At 58.2% G+C, this 15938-nt stretch carries 18 protein-coding genes; 10 read left to right on the forward strand and 8 right to left on the reverse strand.

All coding sequences use genetic code 11. The features are described from left to right. Positions 1 to 8 precede the first annotated feature (8 nt). Both K8I84_RS07910 and K8I84_RS07915 read left to right on the forward strand, forming a co-directional pair. Positions 9 to 653 (forward strand): DsbA family oxidoreductase, encoded by a 645-nt coding sequence (locus tag K8I84_RS07910; protein ID WP_223794200.1) that lies wholly within the window; start codon positions 9 to 11, stop codon positions 651 to 653. A 54-nt stretch (positions 654 to 707) separates the two neighbouring features. Beyond that, a complete protein-coding gene (locus K8I84_RS07915; RefSeq protein ID WP_223794201.1) occupies positions 708 to 884 on the forward strand; it encodes a DUF1328 domain-containing protein in 177 nt (58 codons plus the stop codon). A 68-nt stretch (positions 885 to 952) separates the two neighbouring features. On the opposite strand, the gene K8I84_RS07920 is transcribed toward K8I84_RS07915, so the two are convergent. Continuing rightward, a complete protein-coding gene (locus K8I84_RS07920) occupies positions 953 to 1486 on the reverse strand; it encodes a shikimate kinase (protein ID WP_223794202.1) in 534 nt (177 codons plus the stop codon). A gap of 92 nt (positions 1487 to 1578) precedes the next feature. Between K8I84_RS07920 and K8I84_RS07925 the strand changes: the two genes are divergently transcribed. Both K8I84_RS07925 and K8I84_RS07930 read left to right on the forward strand, forming a co-directional pair. Next, positions 1579 to 2049: a YHS domain-containing (seleno)protein gene (locus tag K8I84_RS07925; protein WP_223794203.1), complete on the forward strand. Its 471-nt coding sequence runs from the start codon at positions 1579 to 1581 to the stop codon at positions 2047 to 2049. Between the two features lie 171 nt (positions 2050 to 2220). Next, positions 2221 to 2871 (forward strand): lytic transglycosylase domain-containing protein, encoded by a 651-nt coding sequence (locus tag K8I84_RS07930; protein ID WP_223794504.1) that lies wholly within the window; start codon positions 2221 to 2223, stop codon positions 2869 to 2871. A 9-nt stretch (positions 2872 to 2880) separates the two neighbouring features. Here the strand turns inward: K8I84_RS07930 and K8I84_RS07935 are convergent, their stop codons facing one another. After that, on the reverse strand, positions 2881 to 3510 hold the full coding sequence (locus K8I84_RS07935) for a LysE family translocator (protein WP_223794204.1): 630 nt from the start codon (positions 3508 to 3510) through the stop codon (positions 2881 to 2883). A gap of 157 nt (positions 3511 to 3667) precedes the next feature. On the opposite strand from K8I84_RS07935, the gene K8I84_RS07940 reads away from it, so the two are divergent. Continuing rightward, complete coding sequence (locus tag K8I84_RS07940) at positions 3668 to 4885, forward strand: PQQ-like beta-propeller repeat protein (RefSeq protein WP_223794205.1); 1218 nt, start codon at positions 3668 to 3670, stop codon at positions 4883 to 4885. Positions 4886 to 4939: 54 nt separating this feature from the next. Here K8I84_RS07940 and K8I84_RS07945 read toward each other — a convergent pair whose 3' ends face one another. Further along, a complete protein-coding gene (locus tag K8I84_RS07945) occupies positions 4940 to 5635 on the reverse strand; it encodes a Crp/Fnr family transcriptional regulator (RefSeq protein WP_223794206.1) in 696 nt (231 codons plus the stop codon). A 120-nt stretch (positions 5636 to 5755) separates the two neighbouring features. On the opposite strand from K8I84_RS07945, the gene K8I84_RS07950 reads away from it, so the two are divergent. The 3 genes from K8I84_RS07950 to K8I84_RS07960 all read left to right on the forward strand — a co-directional run bounded on the left by K8I84_RS07950 (position 5756) and on the right by K8I84_RS07960 (position 8132). Next, positions 5756 to 6526 (forward strand): class II aldolase/adducin family protein, encoded by a 771-nt coding sequence (locus tag K8I84_RS07950; protein ID WP_223794207.1) that lies wholly within the window; start codon positions 5756 to 5758, stop codon positions 6524 to 6526. A gap of 12 nt (positions 6527 to 6538) precedes the next feature. After that, complete coding sequence (locus K8I84_RS07955) at positions 6539 to 7129, forward strand: HD domain-containing protein (protein WP_223794208.1); 591 nt, start codon at positions 6539 to 6541, stop codon at positions 7127 to 7129. A gap of 166 nt (positions 7130 to 7295) precedes the next feature. Continuing rightward, positions 7296 to 8132, forward strand: a complete 837-nt coding sequence (locus K8I84_RS07960; RefSeq protein WP_223794209.1) for a class I SAM-dependent methyltransferase — start codon at positions 7296 to 7298, stop codon at positions 8130 to 8132. 52 nt (positions 8133 to 8184) lie between these two features. On the opposite strand, the gene K8I84_RS07965 is transcribed toward K8I84_RS07960, so the two are convergent. The 3 genes from K8I84_RS07965 to K8I84_RS07975 all read right to left on the reverse strand — a co-directional run bounded on the left by K8I84_RS07965 (position 8185) and on the right by K8I84_RS07975 (position 10142). Continuing rightward, a complete protein-coding gene (locus K8I84_RS07965; protein WP_223794210.1) occupies positions 8185 to 9096 on the reverse strand; it encodes a homocysteine S-methyltransferase family protein in 912 nt (303 codons plus the stop codon). Positions 9097 to 9155: 59 nt separating this feature from the next. Beyond that, complete coding sequence (locus K8I84_RS07970) at positions 9156 to 9491, reverse strand: zinc ribbon domain-containing protein YjdM (protein WP_223794211.1); 336 nt, start codon at positions 9489 to 9491, stop codon at positions 9156 to 9158. A gap of 84 nt (positions 9492 to 9575) precedes the next feature. Beyond that, complete coding sequence (locus K8I84_RS07975) at positions 9576 to 10142, reverse strand: phosphoribosyltransferase (protein ID WP_223794212.1); 567 nt, start codon at positions 10140 to 10142, stop codon at positions 9576 to 9578. Positions 10143 to 10250: 108 nt separating this feature from the next. On the opposite strand from K8I84_RS07975, the gene K8I84_RS07980 reads away from it, so the two are divergent. Beyond that, entirely contained in the window at positions 10251 to 10841 is a 591-nt protein-coding gene (locus K8I84_RS07980) for a phosphoribosyltransferase (RefSeq protein WP_223794213.1), read from the forward strand. Positions 10842 to 10873: 32 nt separating this feature from the next. Here K8I84_RS07980 and putA read toward each other — a convergent pair whose 3' ends face one another. Continuing rightward, positions 10874 to 14503: a bifunctional proline dehydrogenase/L-glutamate gamma-semialdehyde dehydrogenase PutA gene (gene putA / locus K8I84_RS07985; RefSeq protein WP_223794214.1), complete on the reverse strand. Its 3630-nt coding sequence runs from the start codon at positions 14501 to 14503 to the stop codon at positions 10874 to 10876. Between the two features lie 365 nt (positions 14504 to 14868). On the opposite strand from putA, the gene K8I84_RS07990 reads away from it, so the two are divergent. Beyond that, positions 14869 to 15321 carry an Lrp/AsnC family transcriptional regulator gene (locus K8I84_RS07990; RefSeq protein WP_223794215.1) on the forward strand — a complete coding sequence of 151 codons (453 nt, stop codon included), beginning with the start codon at positions 14869 to 14871 and terminating at the stop codon, positions 15319 to 15321. Positions 15322 to 15324: 3 nt separating this feature from the next. Here the strand turns inward: K8I84_RS07990 and K8I84_RS07995 are convergent, their stop codons facing one another. Beyond that, positions 15325 to 15816, reverse strand: coding sequence for an acyl-CoA thioesterase (locus tag K8I84_RS07995; RefSeq protein ID WP_223794216.1), 492 nt, complete (start codon positions 15814 to 15816; stop codon positions 15325 to 15327). Positions 15817 to 15938 lie beyond the last annotated feature (122 nt).

Raw genomic sequence — 15938 nt, forward strand, 5'->3', positions numbered from 1 at the left:
GAGGTGCCATGACCAAGGTAAATATCGACATTGTTTCGGACATCGCATGCCCATGGTGCGCCATCGGCTACAAGCGGCTGGAAAAAGCCATGACCGAGTTGCAGGACGAACTGGAATTTGACGTCCAGTGGCGGGCGTTTGAGTTGAACCCGGACTCCTCAGGTGACGGCGAACCCATCCTGCCGGCACTGGCACGGAAGTACGGCCGAAGTGAAGAAGAAATGAAGGCCAACCAGGCCCAGATGACGGCGATTGCGGCGGAGTTAGGGCTTAACTTCGATAAGCTTCAGGAGCGTCACACCCGCAACACCTTCGACGCACACCGCCTGCTCAAGTGGGCCGCTGAACAAGGCGATCAGACCGCACTGAAACTGGCCTTTTTCGAGTCCTACTTCGGACGGGCAGAGAACATTTCGAACACTGACGTGCTGCTTGCCTGCGTTGAACAGGTAGGGCTGGACGCCGAAGAGGCAAAAGCCGTTCTGAGTTCCAATCGCTATGCAGACGCAGTGCGCGAGGAAGAGCTTCGCTACCAGCAGGCCGGGGTATCTGCGGTGCCCGCTTACATCATCAACCAGAAGTACCTGATCTCCGGTGCCCAGGAACCGACAGTGTTGATGGAAGCGTTGCGAGAAATCGCGGCTGAAAGCTAGCTTTCTGGTGGCCTTCTCCTAGAGTTACAACGTAGCTCCAGCAGGAGAAAAACCATGCTCTATTGGACGATAGTCTGTCTCGTTGTAGCAATAATCGCTGGTGTTCTGGGCTTTGGCGGTATCGCCGGCGCGGCGACAGAATTTGCGAAAATTCTGTTTTTTATTTTCATTGTTCTTCTGGTGATTTCCCTCATAGCGAACGTCGTTCGAGGGCGCGGACCAAAGGTTTAGTGAGTCACCACCGTTCGGGTCTTTGCATCAGTTGCAATCGACCCGAACGGGCTTAAAGTCTCGTCCGGTTAAAGCGCCATGTTCTTACCGGAACAAATCTGTTCAACGACCGCTTCGCAGACTTCATCCTGGCTTCGGCCCTCGCCTTTTATCGAGATATCCGCATATCGGCTGTACAGCGCAAACCGCTCGTCAAACAGGTCATCCAGTGACTGGTCCGGCCTGCGGGAAATACCCCGGGCGCTGTAATCTCCAATACGCTGGATCACCAGGTCCAAAGGAATATCCAAAAACACCACCACACCGTTGCCTTTCAGGCGCGCCATGGCCGCGTCACTGTAGACCGCGCTGCCGCCGGTGCTGATGATCTGGTGGTGCACATCCAGCTCCAGCAGCACTTCCTCCTCAATGTGGCGAAGCGCCTGGTAGCCATCTTCATCAACGATGTCCTGCAGGGTGCGCCCGGCCTTTTCCTGAATCAGCAGGTCAGTGTCTACAAAGCCCATACCAAGCCGCTTGGCCAGCAGAACCCCAACGGTGCTCTTGCCGCTGCCGGGCATACCGATGAGAACAATGTTTTGATTCGTCTTGAGGAAGGGCATGTTTACTCCGGGGAAATTGTTTGGCGGCCGATTGTAACAAGTCCGTCTAACCTTGGTCTGAAAACTATAATCAATGTCTCAAGGAGGACACCATGCTTCAGACAGCTTATCGTTTTCTACCCCATTTCTTTGCCGTGTCATTGGCGCTGATCCTGAGTTCGGCGGCAGCCGTCGCCGCCGAGGATCCGGTTTACACAGGCCTTCTCTCCAATACCGGCGCCGGCGGTTATGACGTTGTTAGTTACTTCGAGGATGGCGAGGCAACCGAAGGCTCCAGCAACCACTCAGCCGAATACCTGGGCGTCAGCTGGCGCTTTGCAAGTGCCGAACACAAGGCGAAGTTTGAGGCCGATCCTGATGCCTATGTACCCCAATACGGTGGCTATTGTGCCTGGGCGGTCAGCCAGGGTTACCTCGCCAAGGGCGACCCGGAGCACTGGACCGTCAAGGATGGCAAGCTGTACCTGAATTACAACCAGTCCGTTCAGGACCAGTGGCTGGAAGATACCGAGAACTTCATCCGCACGGCGAATGAGAACTGGCCGGCAGTACTCGAAAAGTAACAGTTTTCCGACAATCCGTGCGGTTTCAAGGCTGGCACAAAGCCGTATAATCCGGCAAAAAGAATGACGCTTTTTCTTTCAGTCAGCCTGCAGTAGCCGCACGGATAACGAATGACAACTGGCCAGACGCGATCAGCTTTTCCGCTTGCCACACTCACCTTTGTGACCTGTATGCTCACGGCTGCCGTGGCTCAGGCAGAGATTGCCCGCATCGTGCACCCCGATGGCACGGTCGAATTCACCAATGTTAAAAAGAGCCAGCCCCGCGCCTCGACCGGTAACGACACAGTGTATCGCTACAAGGATGACCACGGCGTTGTGGCCTACAGCAGCGTTCGCCCCAGCAGTGACCAGTTCGAAGTCATCCGGTTCTACTGCTATGCCTGCGATCCGGAATCCAGCGTCGACTGGCGCAGAACCCCTCTGTTCAAGCAACGCTATCGTGATGAAATCCTGACCGCGGCCCGCGAGTACGGCGTTGACCCTGCGTTGATCCGGGCCGTTATCCACGCCGAATCCGCGTTCAATGAAAAGGCGCTGTCTCCAGTGGGAGCTCAGGGGTTAATGCAATTGATGCCGGGTACGGCCCGGGAACTGGGCGTCGTGAATCCACTCGTTGCGTCCGAGAACATTCGCGGGGGTGCCAATTACCTGGCCAAAATGCTGCAGCGCTTCAACGGCGACATTCGCCTGGCAACCGCCGCATACAACGCCGGCCCCGGTGCGGTCTCCCGTTATCAGGGCGTGCCACCCTATGCGGAAACCAAGGCTTACGTGCATCGCGTTGGTATCCTGCACGAGCGCTACGCCGGCACGTTCTGATATCGGGCGTTACCCGAACGCCAGCCAGATCCCCACCGCGATCATCAGGCTTCCGGCCACCCGGTTTACCGTGCGAACACCATTGCCCTGACGCAACAATGCCCTCAAGCCACGCCCACCGTGGGCGTAGAGCTGCAAGCAGATGAATTCCAGCAGCAGAATAATCAGGATCAGCGCCGCCAACTGGGACGTCATCGGCAGACTGTTATCAATAAACGGCGGCAACAGGGCTACAAAGAAGGCCCACCCCTTGGGGTTGGCGATGGCCGTCACGAAGCCCTGAAACGCCAGTTGCCAGCGTGACAGGTCAACCGCCGACTGATCCTCCTCCGGCATCGCCATTCGACCTTTGGAAAACCACATCTGAATACCCAGCCAGGCCAGGTAGGCACCACCGGCATACTTGAACACGGCAAACGCGGTGGGGTATTTCAGCATGAAGGCCGCCACACCAATAGCCGCCGACGTTGCCACGATCGCCACCCCCAGCAGCTCACCGGCCATCATCCACAGGGCCCGGCGCACACCAATAGTGATACCCATGGACAGCGCCAGGGTCATGCACATACCGGGTGTAATGGACACCACAAAGAACGTGGGAATGAAGGCAGATAATAACGACCAGTTGAGTGACAACACAGCACGGCTCCGCAACGCTGGGTGGCGAGTACCCATAAAATTAGTATGAATGTACTACTTTGGATCGGTAGGATGCTCTCTATTGGACGAAAACTGCAAGCTTTTCAGGTGCTTTTTCGTTTCAACAGGAGATGTTCAACTACGCAAGGATAGCAGTATGCCCCGTAATACATGGCGTCAATTACCCGTTCTTCTTTTTACCGTTACCGTGCTGATTGCCTGCAGGGCCACCATCACCCCTGAGTGGGTCGCGACCTTTAACCCGAAAGCCAGTGAAGAGCCGGATCGTCTTGCCTGGTTCGACGACATGGCCGTCGACAGCTACGGCAACATCTTCGTTGCGGCCAGCACCATCAGAGCGTCCATGGAGCTTCACATCCACGACGTTGCGCTGGTGAAGTTTGATGCCTCCGGCAATCGAGTCTGGTCCCGAGTTCTGGACCTGTCCACCACTGGTTATGACAGTGACGACAGCCCTCTGAAGCTGGTATTGGATTCATCCGACAACAGCTACATGCTGCTGGAGCAGTTCCGGGTGGTCAGTGATCAGGAGTCGGCAAGCGGCAACTATCTGATCAGCTTCGACGCCAACGGCAATGAACGCTGGCGAAAGGACCTGGGGGAGAACACCGAGTACCGCACGCTGACCCTGGAAAACGACAAACTCTACGTCACGGGTGCCCAGACCCGGGTGTTCAACCTGGCCGGCAACCAGCTGCTTGCCATAGAACACCCCTACCATGTGGCCCGCTCCGTGGACGTGAACATGAACGGCGATATGGCTCTGGGTGGCGGCTCCGCCGTAACCCTTTTTAACGCCAGTGGCGCGCAGCTCTGGCACCAGCGAATTTCCGATCGGGACTGGGCCTTTGGCGAAACCCGTTTTACCCAGCAGGGTGATCTGGTTGCCATCAATGCGCTGGAAGATAATGGCGCGTCGCACTTGTCCCGTTTCTCCGCGAGCGGCCAGCTGCTGTGGTCCAGGTCTTTCTCGCCCGCTTACGAGAGCTACGGTTTGCCCGGCCGACCGGCGGTGTTCGAAGACAACCGTGGAGACCTCCTGCTGACGACATCCAATGAAGACGGCCATCGAATCGTCAAGCTCGATGCCGCAGGCCGGGTCATCTGGAACAAGCGGGAGAAGGGCATTGTCAGTGATGCGGAGCTGTCCAACGGCGAGCTGTTCATCGTGGGTGACGGCATGAACGCCAAATACGATTCCGATGGCAACCGGGTGGCAGAATCCAGCCTTCGGGAGTATGTGCAGATCACCACCGGCAGCGTCGCAATCAATGGCAACCGCCTGTACGCCGGCTACAGCGTCAACCAGGACGGCACCTTCGTGCTGCACCTTTCCCAATACCTCAACCAGTAGCCACGAATCTGACCGGCGCTTTCTACGAGGAAAGCACCGGCCAGGGTGTTTCGGTCAGCCCGGAAGCGTTTTCAGAAACGCCTGAAGAGCAACCGGATCGGTGACCGTCACCCGGCCGTACTCCAGTTTCAGCAGCCCGGCCTCTTCGTACTGCTTGATCGCTCCATGAACGCCCTGCCGGGTCATGCCCATCATGTTGGCGATGTGCTCCCGGGTGAGCTGAAACGTGACCGGATGGGACGTCAGCCCATCGGCGCCCTGAAGCTGTGCCAGGAACAACAGACGTCGGCCGATCCGGGTGGCAATGCCCTGCAGGGCGTCGTCCGCAATGATGGACATGACCGACCACAGCCGCTGACTGATCAGATCCAGCACCTTCGGATAGGCTTGCGGGTAGGTTTCCAGCAGCCGGCGAAACCCTTCACCCGGCAACTCCACCAGTCGGGTTTTCTCGTGGGCGGTGGCGCCATACACCCTGGGCATTCCCGGTGAAAAGACCGCATCGCCGATCCAGGCCGGGGCCCCGAAAATAATCAGCGTGGCCTCCCGGCCTTCCGAGTTCACCGAACTGATGCGCACCTGCCCCTGCGCGATCACACACAATGACGACTGCATGGAGCCCTTCTCATAGATGGGCTCGCCTTCGCCAAAGTTGCGCCAGCGGGCCATCATCTCGGCCTCCGCGAAGCCTTTATCGGGCAGGCCACCCAACAGCGGGCAGGCTCTTAAAACATCGCTTAATTCAGACATGATCAAAACCTACGAACACCTGAACCAAATGTAAACCATTTGACAGTGGATCGCTCCCTCCACGACCTAAACTGACGTCAGGAATCCCACAAGGGCAAACGAACAATGAAGGAGACCGCCATGTCTGAGCGTATCGAAATCCCCTCCAAGAAAGACCAGGTCAGTGCCGAAGAGTGGCAGCTGCGTGTGGACCTGGCTGCCGCCTATCGCCTGATTGCGATGTACGGCTGGGACGATCTGATTTTTACCCACATCTCCGTGCGCATCCCGGGACCGGACCACCAGTTCCTGATCAACCCCTACGGCATGATGTTCGATGAAATCACCGCATCCAGCCTGGTGCGCATCGACCAGGAAGGCAACAAGATCAACCCGGACGATTTCGATGTAAACCCAGCCGGTTTCACCATCCACAGCGCGGTTCATGCCGTTCGCGAAGACGCCGCCTGCGTGATGCACACCCATACCCGCGCAGGGGTTGCCGTTTCCGCCCAGTCGGAAGGGCTGCTTCCGCTGTCCCAGCAGAGCCTGTTCCCGCTCTCCAACCTGTCGTACCACGACTACGAAGGTGTGGCGCTGCGGGAAGATGAAAAGGCGCGCCTGCAGGCAGACCTGGGCACCAACAACTTCATGATCCTGCGCAACCATGGCCTGCTGACCACCGGTTCCAGCGTGGCCGATGCGTTCCTGGGCATGTATGTCCTGCAGACAGCCTGCGAAATCCAGATTCAGGCACTGTCGGGCAACCGGGAACTGACACCGGTACCTGCCGGTATTGTCGATACGATTCAGCAGCAGGCCTCGCAGGCAACTCGCGGCCTGGGTGGCAAACTGGCTTGGCCGGGACTGCTTCGCAAGCTGGACCGGGTGAACCCCGGCTACGAGAAGTAAAGGAGATTTCTGATGAGTGACGTTACTGCACCCCAGGCCACCTTCACCCACATGAAGGACGGCACCGCCGAAGACTGGAAGATCATTGCCGATTCCTTTGGAAAATTTGCCCAGACCCTGCCCGACCGCATCCTGGAACATCTCCAGCTGCTGAAGGGCGATTTTGGCGGCTTTCAGGTAGACAGGCTGACCCATTGCCTGCAAACCGCCACCCTGGCCCACCGGGATGGCAAAGATGACGAGTACGTCGTGTGCGCCCTGCTGCACGACATCGGTGACACCCTCGGTACCTATAACCATGCCGACGTTGCCGCCGTGCTGCTGGAACCATTCGTGAGCGACGCTAACCACTGGATGATCAAGCACCACGCCATCTTCCAGGGCTACCACTTCTTCCATTACCTGGGCATGGACCGTGACATGCGGAACGAATACAAAGAACATCCGCACTTCAAGCGGACAATCGAATTCGTCAGCAAGTACGACTCTCCGGCCTTTGATCCGGAGGCGGAAACCCTGCCTCTGTCCTACTTCGAACCAATGGTTCGCAAAGTGTTCGCAGAGCCAAGAAAGTCCCTGTACAAGGACGCTCACACCGACTGAGTGAACAACCGAAGGGGCAAAATGCCCCTTCGGATCTTTTTCCTTCATCCCCCACAAGCCCCACCAGCGGTCGACAGCCACCCCTGACCGGACTAGAGTTAAATCAGGTTGTGGGGCGTTTTATCACTGCACCCCACCAAGAGAACGATGCTCGGGGGGCCGCACCATGCCGGACTTAACACCAGAGCAACTCGAACAGGTCGCGCAGGAGTACGACCGACGCCTCACCCCAACACTGTTTGTTCCCTGGAATTTCCAGACCCTCGAACACGCTCACCTGAAACCGGGTTTCAACGTGCTCGATGTGGCCTGCGGCCCGGGCGAACTAACCCTCGGCGCTGCACGACAGGTCGCCCCAGACGGGCAAGTCATCGGTTATGACCTGAATCCGGGCATGCTCGCGGTAGCCCGCCGAAAATCCGCCGACATAACGTGGCAACAGGGTGACGCAGAAGTCCTTCCCTTCGACGACAACCAGTTTGATGCCGTGCTCTGCCAGTTCGGGCTGATGCTGCTTGAGCATCCGGCAACCGCGTTACGAGAAATGATTCGGGTGCTCAAACCCAAACACCATCTGGTGGTGACGGTGTTTGATGGTTTCGACCAGCAGCCGGTCTACCGGACCCTTTCTGAAATCTACACACAGGTCGTATCACCCGAAGTCGGCCATCTATTGGCGGCCCCCTTTTCACTCGGCGACCCGGACACGCTGGACGACCTCTTCACCCAGGCCGGCATTCACGATTACAGCAGGATACGCCTGATGGAGACGGCCCGATTCCCGAGCCTGACCGATCTGGTGCAGGCCGATATCCGGGGCTGGTTTCCGTTTGCCGGTGTGGCGCTGACGGACGAGCAGACCGAAGCGGTCATTCGAGAGGCCGAATCCGCGCTGTCTGCATATCAGCTTCCGGATGGCACCGTGGAGTTTAGCGTGCCGGCGCACATCATCACGGCAACCAAGGCGCTGGCACCGGACGATGGCGAACGTCTGGCGATCTAAGTTCGTTGTTTGACAGAAAACGACGGGGAAAGGTGTTGGTCACGGGAATGGGTCAGGAAGAGACCAGCCGGTATCCTGCCGAAGTCAGACGATTGGCCAAAGCCTCAATATGCGCCGGACTCACTTCGCAACAGCCTCCAACGAGGGTCGCGCCTTGCTCTACCCAGCGAAGCGCGTGCTCAGCGTAGGCGTCGGGACCGAGATCCGAGCGTGCCGTAAGGATATCCACGGTGCCGCCCGCTTGCAGCTTGGGCGCAGATTCGAAGCCATTGGCGTAACCGCCAAACGGAATGCCGAGCCCGGCCAGTTCGGCCATGGCGGTGGTGACTGCCTCGGGGGCCGAGCAATTGACCAGGACCCGCTCGGCACCGACAGCCGCGACCTCCCGGGCCGCCTCGACCAACGATTCGCCGGAGCGGAGGCGACTGCCGTCCTCGTCGTCCACGGTGAAAGCGGTCCACACCGGCAGATTGCTTTCCGCTGCGGCGACGGTCGCCATCCGCGCCTCCCGTGCCAGAGAGAGGGTCTCACAGATAAAACAATCGACGCCTTTGGCCTGGGCCGCCACGATGCGGCGATAATCCCGCAGGCAGGTGGCATCGTCAGGCACCAGTTCATAATGGTAACTCGCCACCAGCGGCGGCAGGCAGCCAGCAATGCGCACGTCCTTTCCGCTTTCTTCACGGGCCCGGGCGGCGGCGATGAGCGCCGCGGCCTGCAGCGGCTCGAACCAACCGGACTCACCATCGCGGGTCAGACGCTGCGGCGTGGCACTGTAGCTGTTGAGCGTGATGACACGGGCGCCCGCCTCGATGAATTCCCGATGGACGGTTTGAACCAGGTCCGGCTCATCCAGCATCACCTGAGCCGACCAGAGAGGCGAAACCGGGTGGCGACTGCGCCGCACAAACTCCTGTCCCATGCCTCCGTCCAACAGTACGATTTGCCGATTGTGAGCAGTCATCAAGTAGGGTTACCTGTCGTCATTGGGGAAACGGAGTCGATCGTTTTATAGCTGCCTGACTACACCTTCTTAACAAACTTGGCTGTCACCATCATTTCGCCCGCCCCCGGCAGTTTGCAGTCAAGTTCGTGATCCTTGCCTTCGACAATTCTTCGAATCACTGTCTTGGTGCCGATTTTCAGCACTTGCGAGCTGCCCTTTACCTTCAGGTCTTTGATCAAAGTGACTTTATCGCCCTCTTCCAGGACAGTCCCGTTGGCATCCCGGACAACGAATGCGTCTTCCGCAGCTACCTCCGATGGATTCCACTCGTGTGCGCATTCGGGGCAGACAAGATTCGATTGGTCTTCATACACGTACACGGATTGGCATTTGGGGCAAGGTGGAAGTGACATAGCGGTTGTTTCTCTCATCTCTGGGTACATGAATGTGTATGCGGCGCCTGCTGAAACTGAACGCCGCAGGCCCCGGTCTGCGGCTCAGTCGGGAAGATGCTCGCGGATAATCTCGTAGATGGCAGGCCGGTTCTCGGCGATTTCTTCCCGGGTCAGCCCTTCCAGCGAATGCGGGTACTTCAGCCACGCTTCGGTTTCATGCATATAGTAGTCCGGGATTCGGTCCGTCTGGTTCCGACTGGGCTTGTAATAGGGAACCGCAACACGAATGTCGGCCGGCGTATTGAGGCGGGCCCGGGTGCGCAGCTCGTTGATAATGGCTTCAATCGAGCGCCCGGTGTCGTAGACATCGTCCACGATCAGCAGGCGGTCCTCATGCCGTACGTTCTTGACCAGGTAGTTCAGACCAAATACCTTGACCTCCCGACTCTGCTCATCAATTCCGCTGTAGGACGACGTGCGGATGGCAATGTTGTCCGTGCTGATACCGTGGAAGTCGAGGAACTCCTGAACGGCGGTTCCGATGGGGGCTCCGCCACGCCACACGGCAATCATGAAGGTAGGCCGGAATCCGCTGGCAACGATGTTGGCAGCCAGACGATAGGAGTCCTCCAGAAGTCCCTGCGCGGTCAGATACTGTTTCTTGCTCATGTGCCGATGGGTCTCTCACGAGTCGCAATTTCGGGGCGATCGGGTATATTCTCGCTCCAGTGCCCACTTGGCAACCGTCAGACGAAAAAAGGGGCAACCAGGATTAGCATGAACAAACACTATCTGGAAGAAGAAGACTTGATCCTCGATGCCTTCAGGCTGGGCGTAGAGATATTCAAGAGTGGTTTCCGCCCCACCTTTATCGTGGGTCTGTGGCGCGGGGGCAGCTCCATCGGCATCTACGTCCAGGAATGCCTGCAGACACTTGGCGTCCAGACAGACCACATCGCCGTACGCACGTCCTACCGGGGGCAACCCTACTACCACAACATGGTGGCCTCTCCGAACACGGAAATCCGGGTGCACGGCACCCAGTACCTGCTGGAAAACCTGAACGCGGACGACGGTCTGCTGATTGTGGATGACGTCTTCAGCACGGGCCTGAACATCAAGGCTGTGATCGACAAGCTGGAGCGCAACTGCAAGCGCAACATGGCCCGGGAGCTGAAAGTCGCCACTCTGTGGCAGCGTCCCGCGTACAACCAAACCAACCTGCAGCCTGATTACTGCCTGCACCGCACCGATGACTGGCTGGTGTTTCCTTACGAGTTGAATGGCCTGACCATGGAGGAGATTCGGGAACACAAGCCCTTTGTGGAGCCGATACTGGATACCTGCAAAAAACGCCCGGGGGCATAACCACCGGGCGTTTTTTTATCTGCCGACTGAGCTTATTCGGCAGCCGCAATCAGGCTGGCGTTACCACCGGCTGCGGTGGTGTCCACACACAGGTGACGCTCAATCACGAAGCGCTGATCCAGCTTGTGCTCGGTTATCAACGGCAGCAGAGCACCATCACGCTTGGACAGGGCCAGACGATATTCCCGCAGCAGGGACTGATCCGCACAGCTCACCACCGCTTCGAAACCGCTCGCCTGCGTCAGCGCATCCGATGCCAGCAAGCCCTCGGCGCCCGTGATCGGCAGGCCAGCCCTGGCGGCATCCTTCACAGCACCTTCGATACCGGACGCAATGACCACCACCTGGTTGCCCTGTGACAGGGCCGTGCCGGCCTGCTCAAGAGCTGTTGCCCGATCCGGACCAAGACACAGGACCACACCACGCGCGTGGTTAGACAAACGGTTCAGCTCACCGGTCGGCCCGGGCAACTCTTCCTTGTGCGCGTCCAGCGGGGCCGGAACAGCGCCAAAAATCGGCTTGATCAGAGCTTCGCGAGCCTCCGGCCTCGGTGCCTTCATGGCCCCTACCTGATCAATCAGCTTTTGCAGCTTGCTCGCGCCAATGCTCTTGGCGCCGGTGTCGGCTGAAACCACGGTCGTTTCGCCCTTCATAAAGCGACGAACGTACTGAGGACCACCCGCTTTCGGGCCTGTGCCAGACAACCCCTCACCACCAAACGGCTGGGAGCCGACGATGGCACCGATCTGGTTCCGGTTGATGTAGGTGTTACCGACCTTGATGCGGCTGGCCACGTGCTCGACCCGGCGATCCACCCGGCTGTGCATACCAAAGGTCAGGCCGTAGCCCTTGGCATTGATGCTATCAACCACCTTGTCCAGATCCTTGGCTTCGAAGGTGGCCACGTGCAGTACCGGACCGAAGATCTCCTCTTCCAGCTCTTCGATACCGGACACCTTCAGCACCGCCGGCGACACAAACAGGCCGTTATCGGGCACCGGCAGTTTCTTCAGCAGTTTGCCCTGATCCTCGAACTTTTTGCAGTGGTCGACGATCTTCTTGCGAGCGGTTTCATCAATGACCGGGCCCACGTCTGTGGACAACAGCCACGGGTCACCGATGCCCAGCTCCTCCATGGCGCCGTAAAGCATTTCCAGCAGGTGATCGGCGATGTCCTTCTGCACATACAGCATGCGCAGGGCGGAACAGCGCTGGCCCGCACTCTGGAAGGAGGACGCCAGGACATCACGCACCACCTGCTCCGGCAGCGCGGTGGAGTCGACGATCATGGCGTTCAGACCACCGGTTTCGGCCACCAGTGGCGCATCCGGCGCCATGTTTTCAGACATGACCTTGTTGATGCGCTGGGCCGTCGCAGTGGAGCCGGTGAAGCACACACCGGTCACCCGGGAGTCGGAAGTCAGTGCCGCACCCACAGTGGCACCGGTGCCCGGTACCAGCTGGATGGCGTCTTTCGGGATACCCGCTTCGTACATCAGCTCAACCGCCCGGTAGGCGATCAGCGCGGTCTGCTCGGCCGGCTTGGCCAGCACGGTGTTACCCACCGCCAGGTTGGCCAGGATCTGGCCGGTGAAGATGGCCAGCGGGAAGTTCCACGGTGAAATACAGCAGATAACGCCGCGGGCTTCACCGTCATCTTTGTAGCGAACACATTCGTCGGCATAGAACTGGGCAAAGTCTACCGCCTCGCGAATCTCAGCCACGGCATCCAGCAGGGACTTGCCAGCTTCCCGGGTGGTCAGGGCAAAGAGTTCGTGGGCGTGTTCTTCATACAGGTCACCAACCTTGCGAACACAGGCGGCGCGTTCTTCGGCGGACACTCCAGACCAGCCTTTAAAGCCGTCCTGTGCAGCCTTGATCGCAGTATCCACATCGGCGTCGGAAGCCTGGGTCATGTGGCCCACCAGGTCGTCCGGGTTGGCCGGGTTACGAACCACCTGAACCTCGCCACCGGCAACCTCACCGGCGATCAGCGGGCCACCTTTCCAGCGATGATCCTTGAAGGCACCACGGCCGGCTTCGACCTCTTCCACGGTAACCGGGTCAGTAATGTCCCAGCCCTTGGAGTTGCGACGCTTGTCGCCAAACAGCTTGAACGGATGAACGATCGCCTTGCTGGAAATGTTGTCCCCCATCGCCACGACCACATCAATGGGATCCTTGGCGATTTCCTCCGGCGTAATGCTGGTGTCGACAATCTGGTTCACGAAGGAACTGTTGGCCCCGTTTTCCAGCAGTCGGCGAACCAGGTACGCCAGCAGATCTTTGTGGGGGCCAACCGGTGCATAGATCCGGCAGGGAACACCACTGACAGCGATCACCTCATCGTGCAGGGACTCGCCCATCCCGTGCAGGCGCTGAAACTCGTAGTTCTTCACGCCCTTGGCGTTCGCCAGCTCCAGGATGGCGGACACCGAGTGCGCGTTGTGGGTGGCGAACTGCGGGTAGATGCGGTCGGCCATGTTGAGCAACTGGGTTGCGCAGGACATGTAGGACACGTCACTGCAGGCCTTGCGGGTAAAGACCGGAAATCCGTCCAGACCCATCACCTGGGAGCGTTTGATCTCGGCATCCCAGTAGGCGCCTTTGACCAGGCGCACCATGATCTTGCGGTCGTACTTCTCGGACAGGGCATACAACCAGTCCAGAACAAAGGAGGCTCGCTTGCCGTAGGCCTGCACCACCACACCGAAGCCATCCCAGCCGGCCAGTTCGGGATCGGAAACCAGTGCTTCGATGATGTCCAGTGACAGGTCCAGCCGGTCCTGTTCCTCGGCGTCAATATTGAAGCCCATGTTAGCGGCTTTGGCCTTGCGCACCAGATCGCGGGCACGGGGCACCAACTCATTCATGACCCGCTCTTTATTGCCGTACTCGTAGCGAGCCAGCAAGGCGGACAGCTTGACGGAGATACCGGCGTTCTTGCGAACATCGTCCTTGCAGGATTTGGCGATGCTTTCGATCGCCTTGGAGTAGGCGTCGTAGTAACGCTTGGCATCGTCGTCGGTGCGAGCCGCTTCGCCCAGCATGTCGTAGGAGTAGGTGTAGCCCTTGGCGGTGTATTCCCGAGCTTCTTCCTGGGCTTCTTCAATATCGCGACCGAGCACGAACTGACGGCCCATCTCCTTCATGGCCTGACCTGCCACGGTGCGGATCACCGGTTCACCGAAGCGCTTGAGCAGCTTGCGCAGGGTGTCGCCGACACCACCACGCTCTGAATCTTTCAGCAGGTTGCTGGTCATCAACAGCGCAATGGTGGCGGTGTTGATCAGCTGGGACGAGGCCTTGCCAATGTGGCTGCCCCAAGCCCCGGAGGTGATCTTGTCTTCGATCAGGTCATTGATGGTCATGCTGTCCGGAACCCGCAGGAGGGCCTCGGCCAGACACATCAGGGCAACACCTTCTTTGGTGGTGAGACCGTACTGTGCGAGGAACTTTTCCATGATCGTGGGCTTGGCGTTCTTGCGAACACTGCGTACCAGGTCGGCCGCACGTTTGGAAATAGCGTCGCGCTCGGCTTGAGACAGTTCCGCGCCAGCAATCAGTTCATGAATGACCTTGTGCTCGTCAGCAAGGTAATAATCACGAACCGCCTGACGGCTGTCTTCAAGAGCAGGAATTTCTGATCGCTGCGGTCTCATAGTCTCACCCTCTTATATGTTATTCGTCTGCCGGAAATTCTACCGGGATGAACAAAGACGATTTTCCTATTAGAGCCTCCAAAACGTGACAAAAGGTCGTTTTACAGCGCCTGGAATTTATTTTATTTCTTGATCTTACTCATTTTAGGCGTTTTACCTTCAAGGCACTCCGGTACCGGACCTTTCTACAACTTACACGAATCAGGGTACTCCTCATGATAGTGGTCAAAGCAAGAACTTTCAGGGGCTCTCGGACTGTACCGCGCCAATATTGAAGTCATTTCGACCATGGTATACAGATAGACAGGACAATTGGTTATAGTTTCAGGGCTAACCAGTCATTCATTTCATTGAGAACCCGAGCTATGGTCGAACTGGACCGAATTGATCACTCGATCATTCGTGAATTGCAGAAAAATGCCCGAATAACAGTGACCGAGCTGGCTTCCCGGGTGGGGCTATCCAAAACCCCGTGCCAGGTCAGAATGCGCAGGCTGGAAGAGAATGGCTACATCACCGGCTACACGGCACTGGTTAACCAGAGCAAGCTCGGGCAGTCACACATTGCGTTTGCCCAGGTAACACTTGGGGACACCAGCAGTGCCGCATTGTCTGCCTTTAATGACGCCGTGCGAAAAATCTCGGCGGTGGAGCAGTGCCACATGATAGCCAGCCACTTCGATTACCTGCTGAAGGTTCGCACCAGGGATATGGCCGAATACCGAAAGGTGTTTGGCGAACAGATTTCCGCCCTGCCCCACGTGCAACAAACCAGCACCTTTGTGGTGATGGAGAACGTTAAAGACGCGGGTATCTGAGCCTCAACCGGCGGTTAGCTGTTCCCGGGTTTTCAGTCGCCCTTCCCGGCGAATGCCCGCGTTACTGAAGCGGCGTTTCTGCGCGTCCGTTTCCGGAATCACCTGGGGTACATCCACAGGCTTGCCGATCTCATCCAGCGCCACGAAGGTGAAATAGGCCGACAGAATATGGCGGACCTCGCCGGTGTAGCTGTTTTCCGCCTCGACCCGGGCACCGATTTCCATCGATGATCCCCAACTGCGGTTCAGGGAAAGATTGAACAGCAGGGTATCGTTTCCCTTGGCCGGTGCGCGGAAGTGGATGGAATCCACCGCTGCGGTCACACACACATGGGCCGAGTGCCTCTCTGCCACCACTAACGCCAGCCGGTCACACTTCGCCATGATCATTCCGCCAAACACCGTGTTGTGGGAATTCATGTCGTTGGGAAACACCTTGTAGACGTGCTGCTCCACCGCAGAGGCGGACACCGGCTTGGCGGGACGATCGGGCATGCTTTCATCTCCATCTGAAAGGAATTCAGGCGTACTGTACCGCAACTCCGCGCCTGGCGCCGCTCCGGCAAAATCTGGTCTAAGCTGAATTAGGCTCCGACGCCGTTCTTCGGAACCACTCA

It is taken from the genome of Marinobacter sp. F4216 (genome assembly GCF_019931195.1).
Taxonomy (GTDB): domain Bacteria; phylum Pseudomonadota; class Gammaproteobacteria; order Pseudomonadales; family Oleiphilaceae; genus Marinobacter; species Marinobacter suaedae.

What these genes read in the sequence shown, in the direction of transcription:
- K8I84_RS07970 (WP_223794211.1), bottom strand. Translation starts at nt 9,491, where the DNA reads ATGTCACTTCCACCTTGCCCCAAATGCCAATCCGTGTACGTGTATGAA.
- K8I84_RS07940 (WP_223794205.1), top strand. Translation starts at nt 3,668, where the DNA reads ATGCCCCGTAATACATGGCGTCAATTACCCGTTCTTCTTTTTACCGTT.
- K8I84_RS07980 (WP_223794213.1), top strand. Translation starts at nt 10,251, where the DNA reads ATGAACAAACACTATCTGGAAGAAGAAGACTTGATCCTCGATGCCTTC.
- putA (WP_223794214.1), bottom strand. Translation starts at nt 14,503, where the DNA reads ATGAGACCGCAGCGATCAGAAATTCCTGCTCTTGAAGACAGCCGTCAG.
- K8I84_RS07955 (WP_223794208.1), top strand. Translation starts at nt 6,539, where the DNA reads ATGAGTGACGTTACTGCACCCCAGGCCACCTTCACCCACATGAAGGAC.
- K8I84_RS07910 (WP_223794200.1), top strand. Translation starts at nt 9, where the DNA reads ATGACCAAGGTAAATATCGACATTGTTTCGGACATCGCATGCCCATGG.
- K8I84_RS07975 (WP_223794212.1), bottom strand. Translation starts at nt 10,142, where the DNA reads ATGAGCAAGAAACAGTATCTGACCGCGCAGGGACTTCTGGAGGACTCC.
- K8I84_RS07925 (WP_223794203.1), top strand. Translation starts at nt 1,579, where the DNA reads ATGCTTCAGACAGCTTATCGTTTTCTACCCCATTTCTTTGCCGTGTCA.
- K8I84_RS07990 (WP_223794215.1), top strand. Translation starts at nt 14,869, where the DNA reads ATGGTCGAACTGGACCGAATTGATCACTCGATCATTCGTGAATTGCAG.
- K8I84_RS07995 (WP_223794216.1), bottom strand. Translation starts at nt 15,816, where the DNA reads ATGCCCGATCGTCCCGCCAAGCCGGTGTCCGCCTCTGCGGTGGAGCAG.
- K8I84_RS07965 (WP_223794210.1), bottom strand. Translation starts at nt 9,096, where the DNA reads ATGACTGCTCACAATCGGCAAATCGTACTGTTGGACGGAGGCATGGGA.
- K8I84_RS07945 (WP_223794206.1), bottom strand. Translation starts at nt 5,635, where the DNA reads ATGTCTGAATTAAGCGATGTTTTAAGAGCCTGCCCGCTGTTGGGTGGC.
- K8I84_RS07920 (WP_223794202.1), bottom strand. Translation starts at nt 1,486, where the DNA reads ATGCCCTTCCTCAAGACGAATCAAAACATTGTTCTCATCGGTATGCCC.
- K8I84_RS07960 (WP_223794209.1), top strand. Translation starts at nt 7,296, where the DNA reads ATGCCGGACTTAACACCAGAGCAACTCGAACAGGTCGCGCAGGAGTAC.
- K8I84_RS07950 (WP_223794207.1), top strand. Translation starts at nt 5,756, where the DNA reads ATGTCTGAGCGTATCGAAATCCCCTCCAAGAAAGACCAGGTCAGTGCC.
- K8I84_RS07930 (WP_223794504.1), top strand. Translation starts at nt 2,221, where the DNA reads ATGCTCACGGCTGCCGTGGCTCAGGCAGAGATTGCCCGCATCGTGCAC.
- K8I84_RS07915 (WP_223794201.1), top strand. Translation starts at nt 708, where the DNA reads ATGCTCTATTGGACGATAGTCTGTCTCGTTGTAGCAATAATCGCTGGT.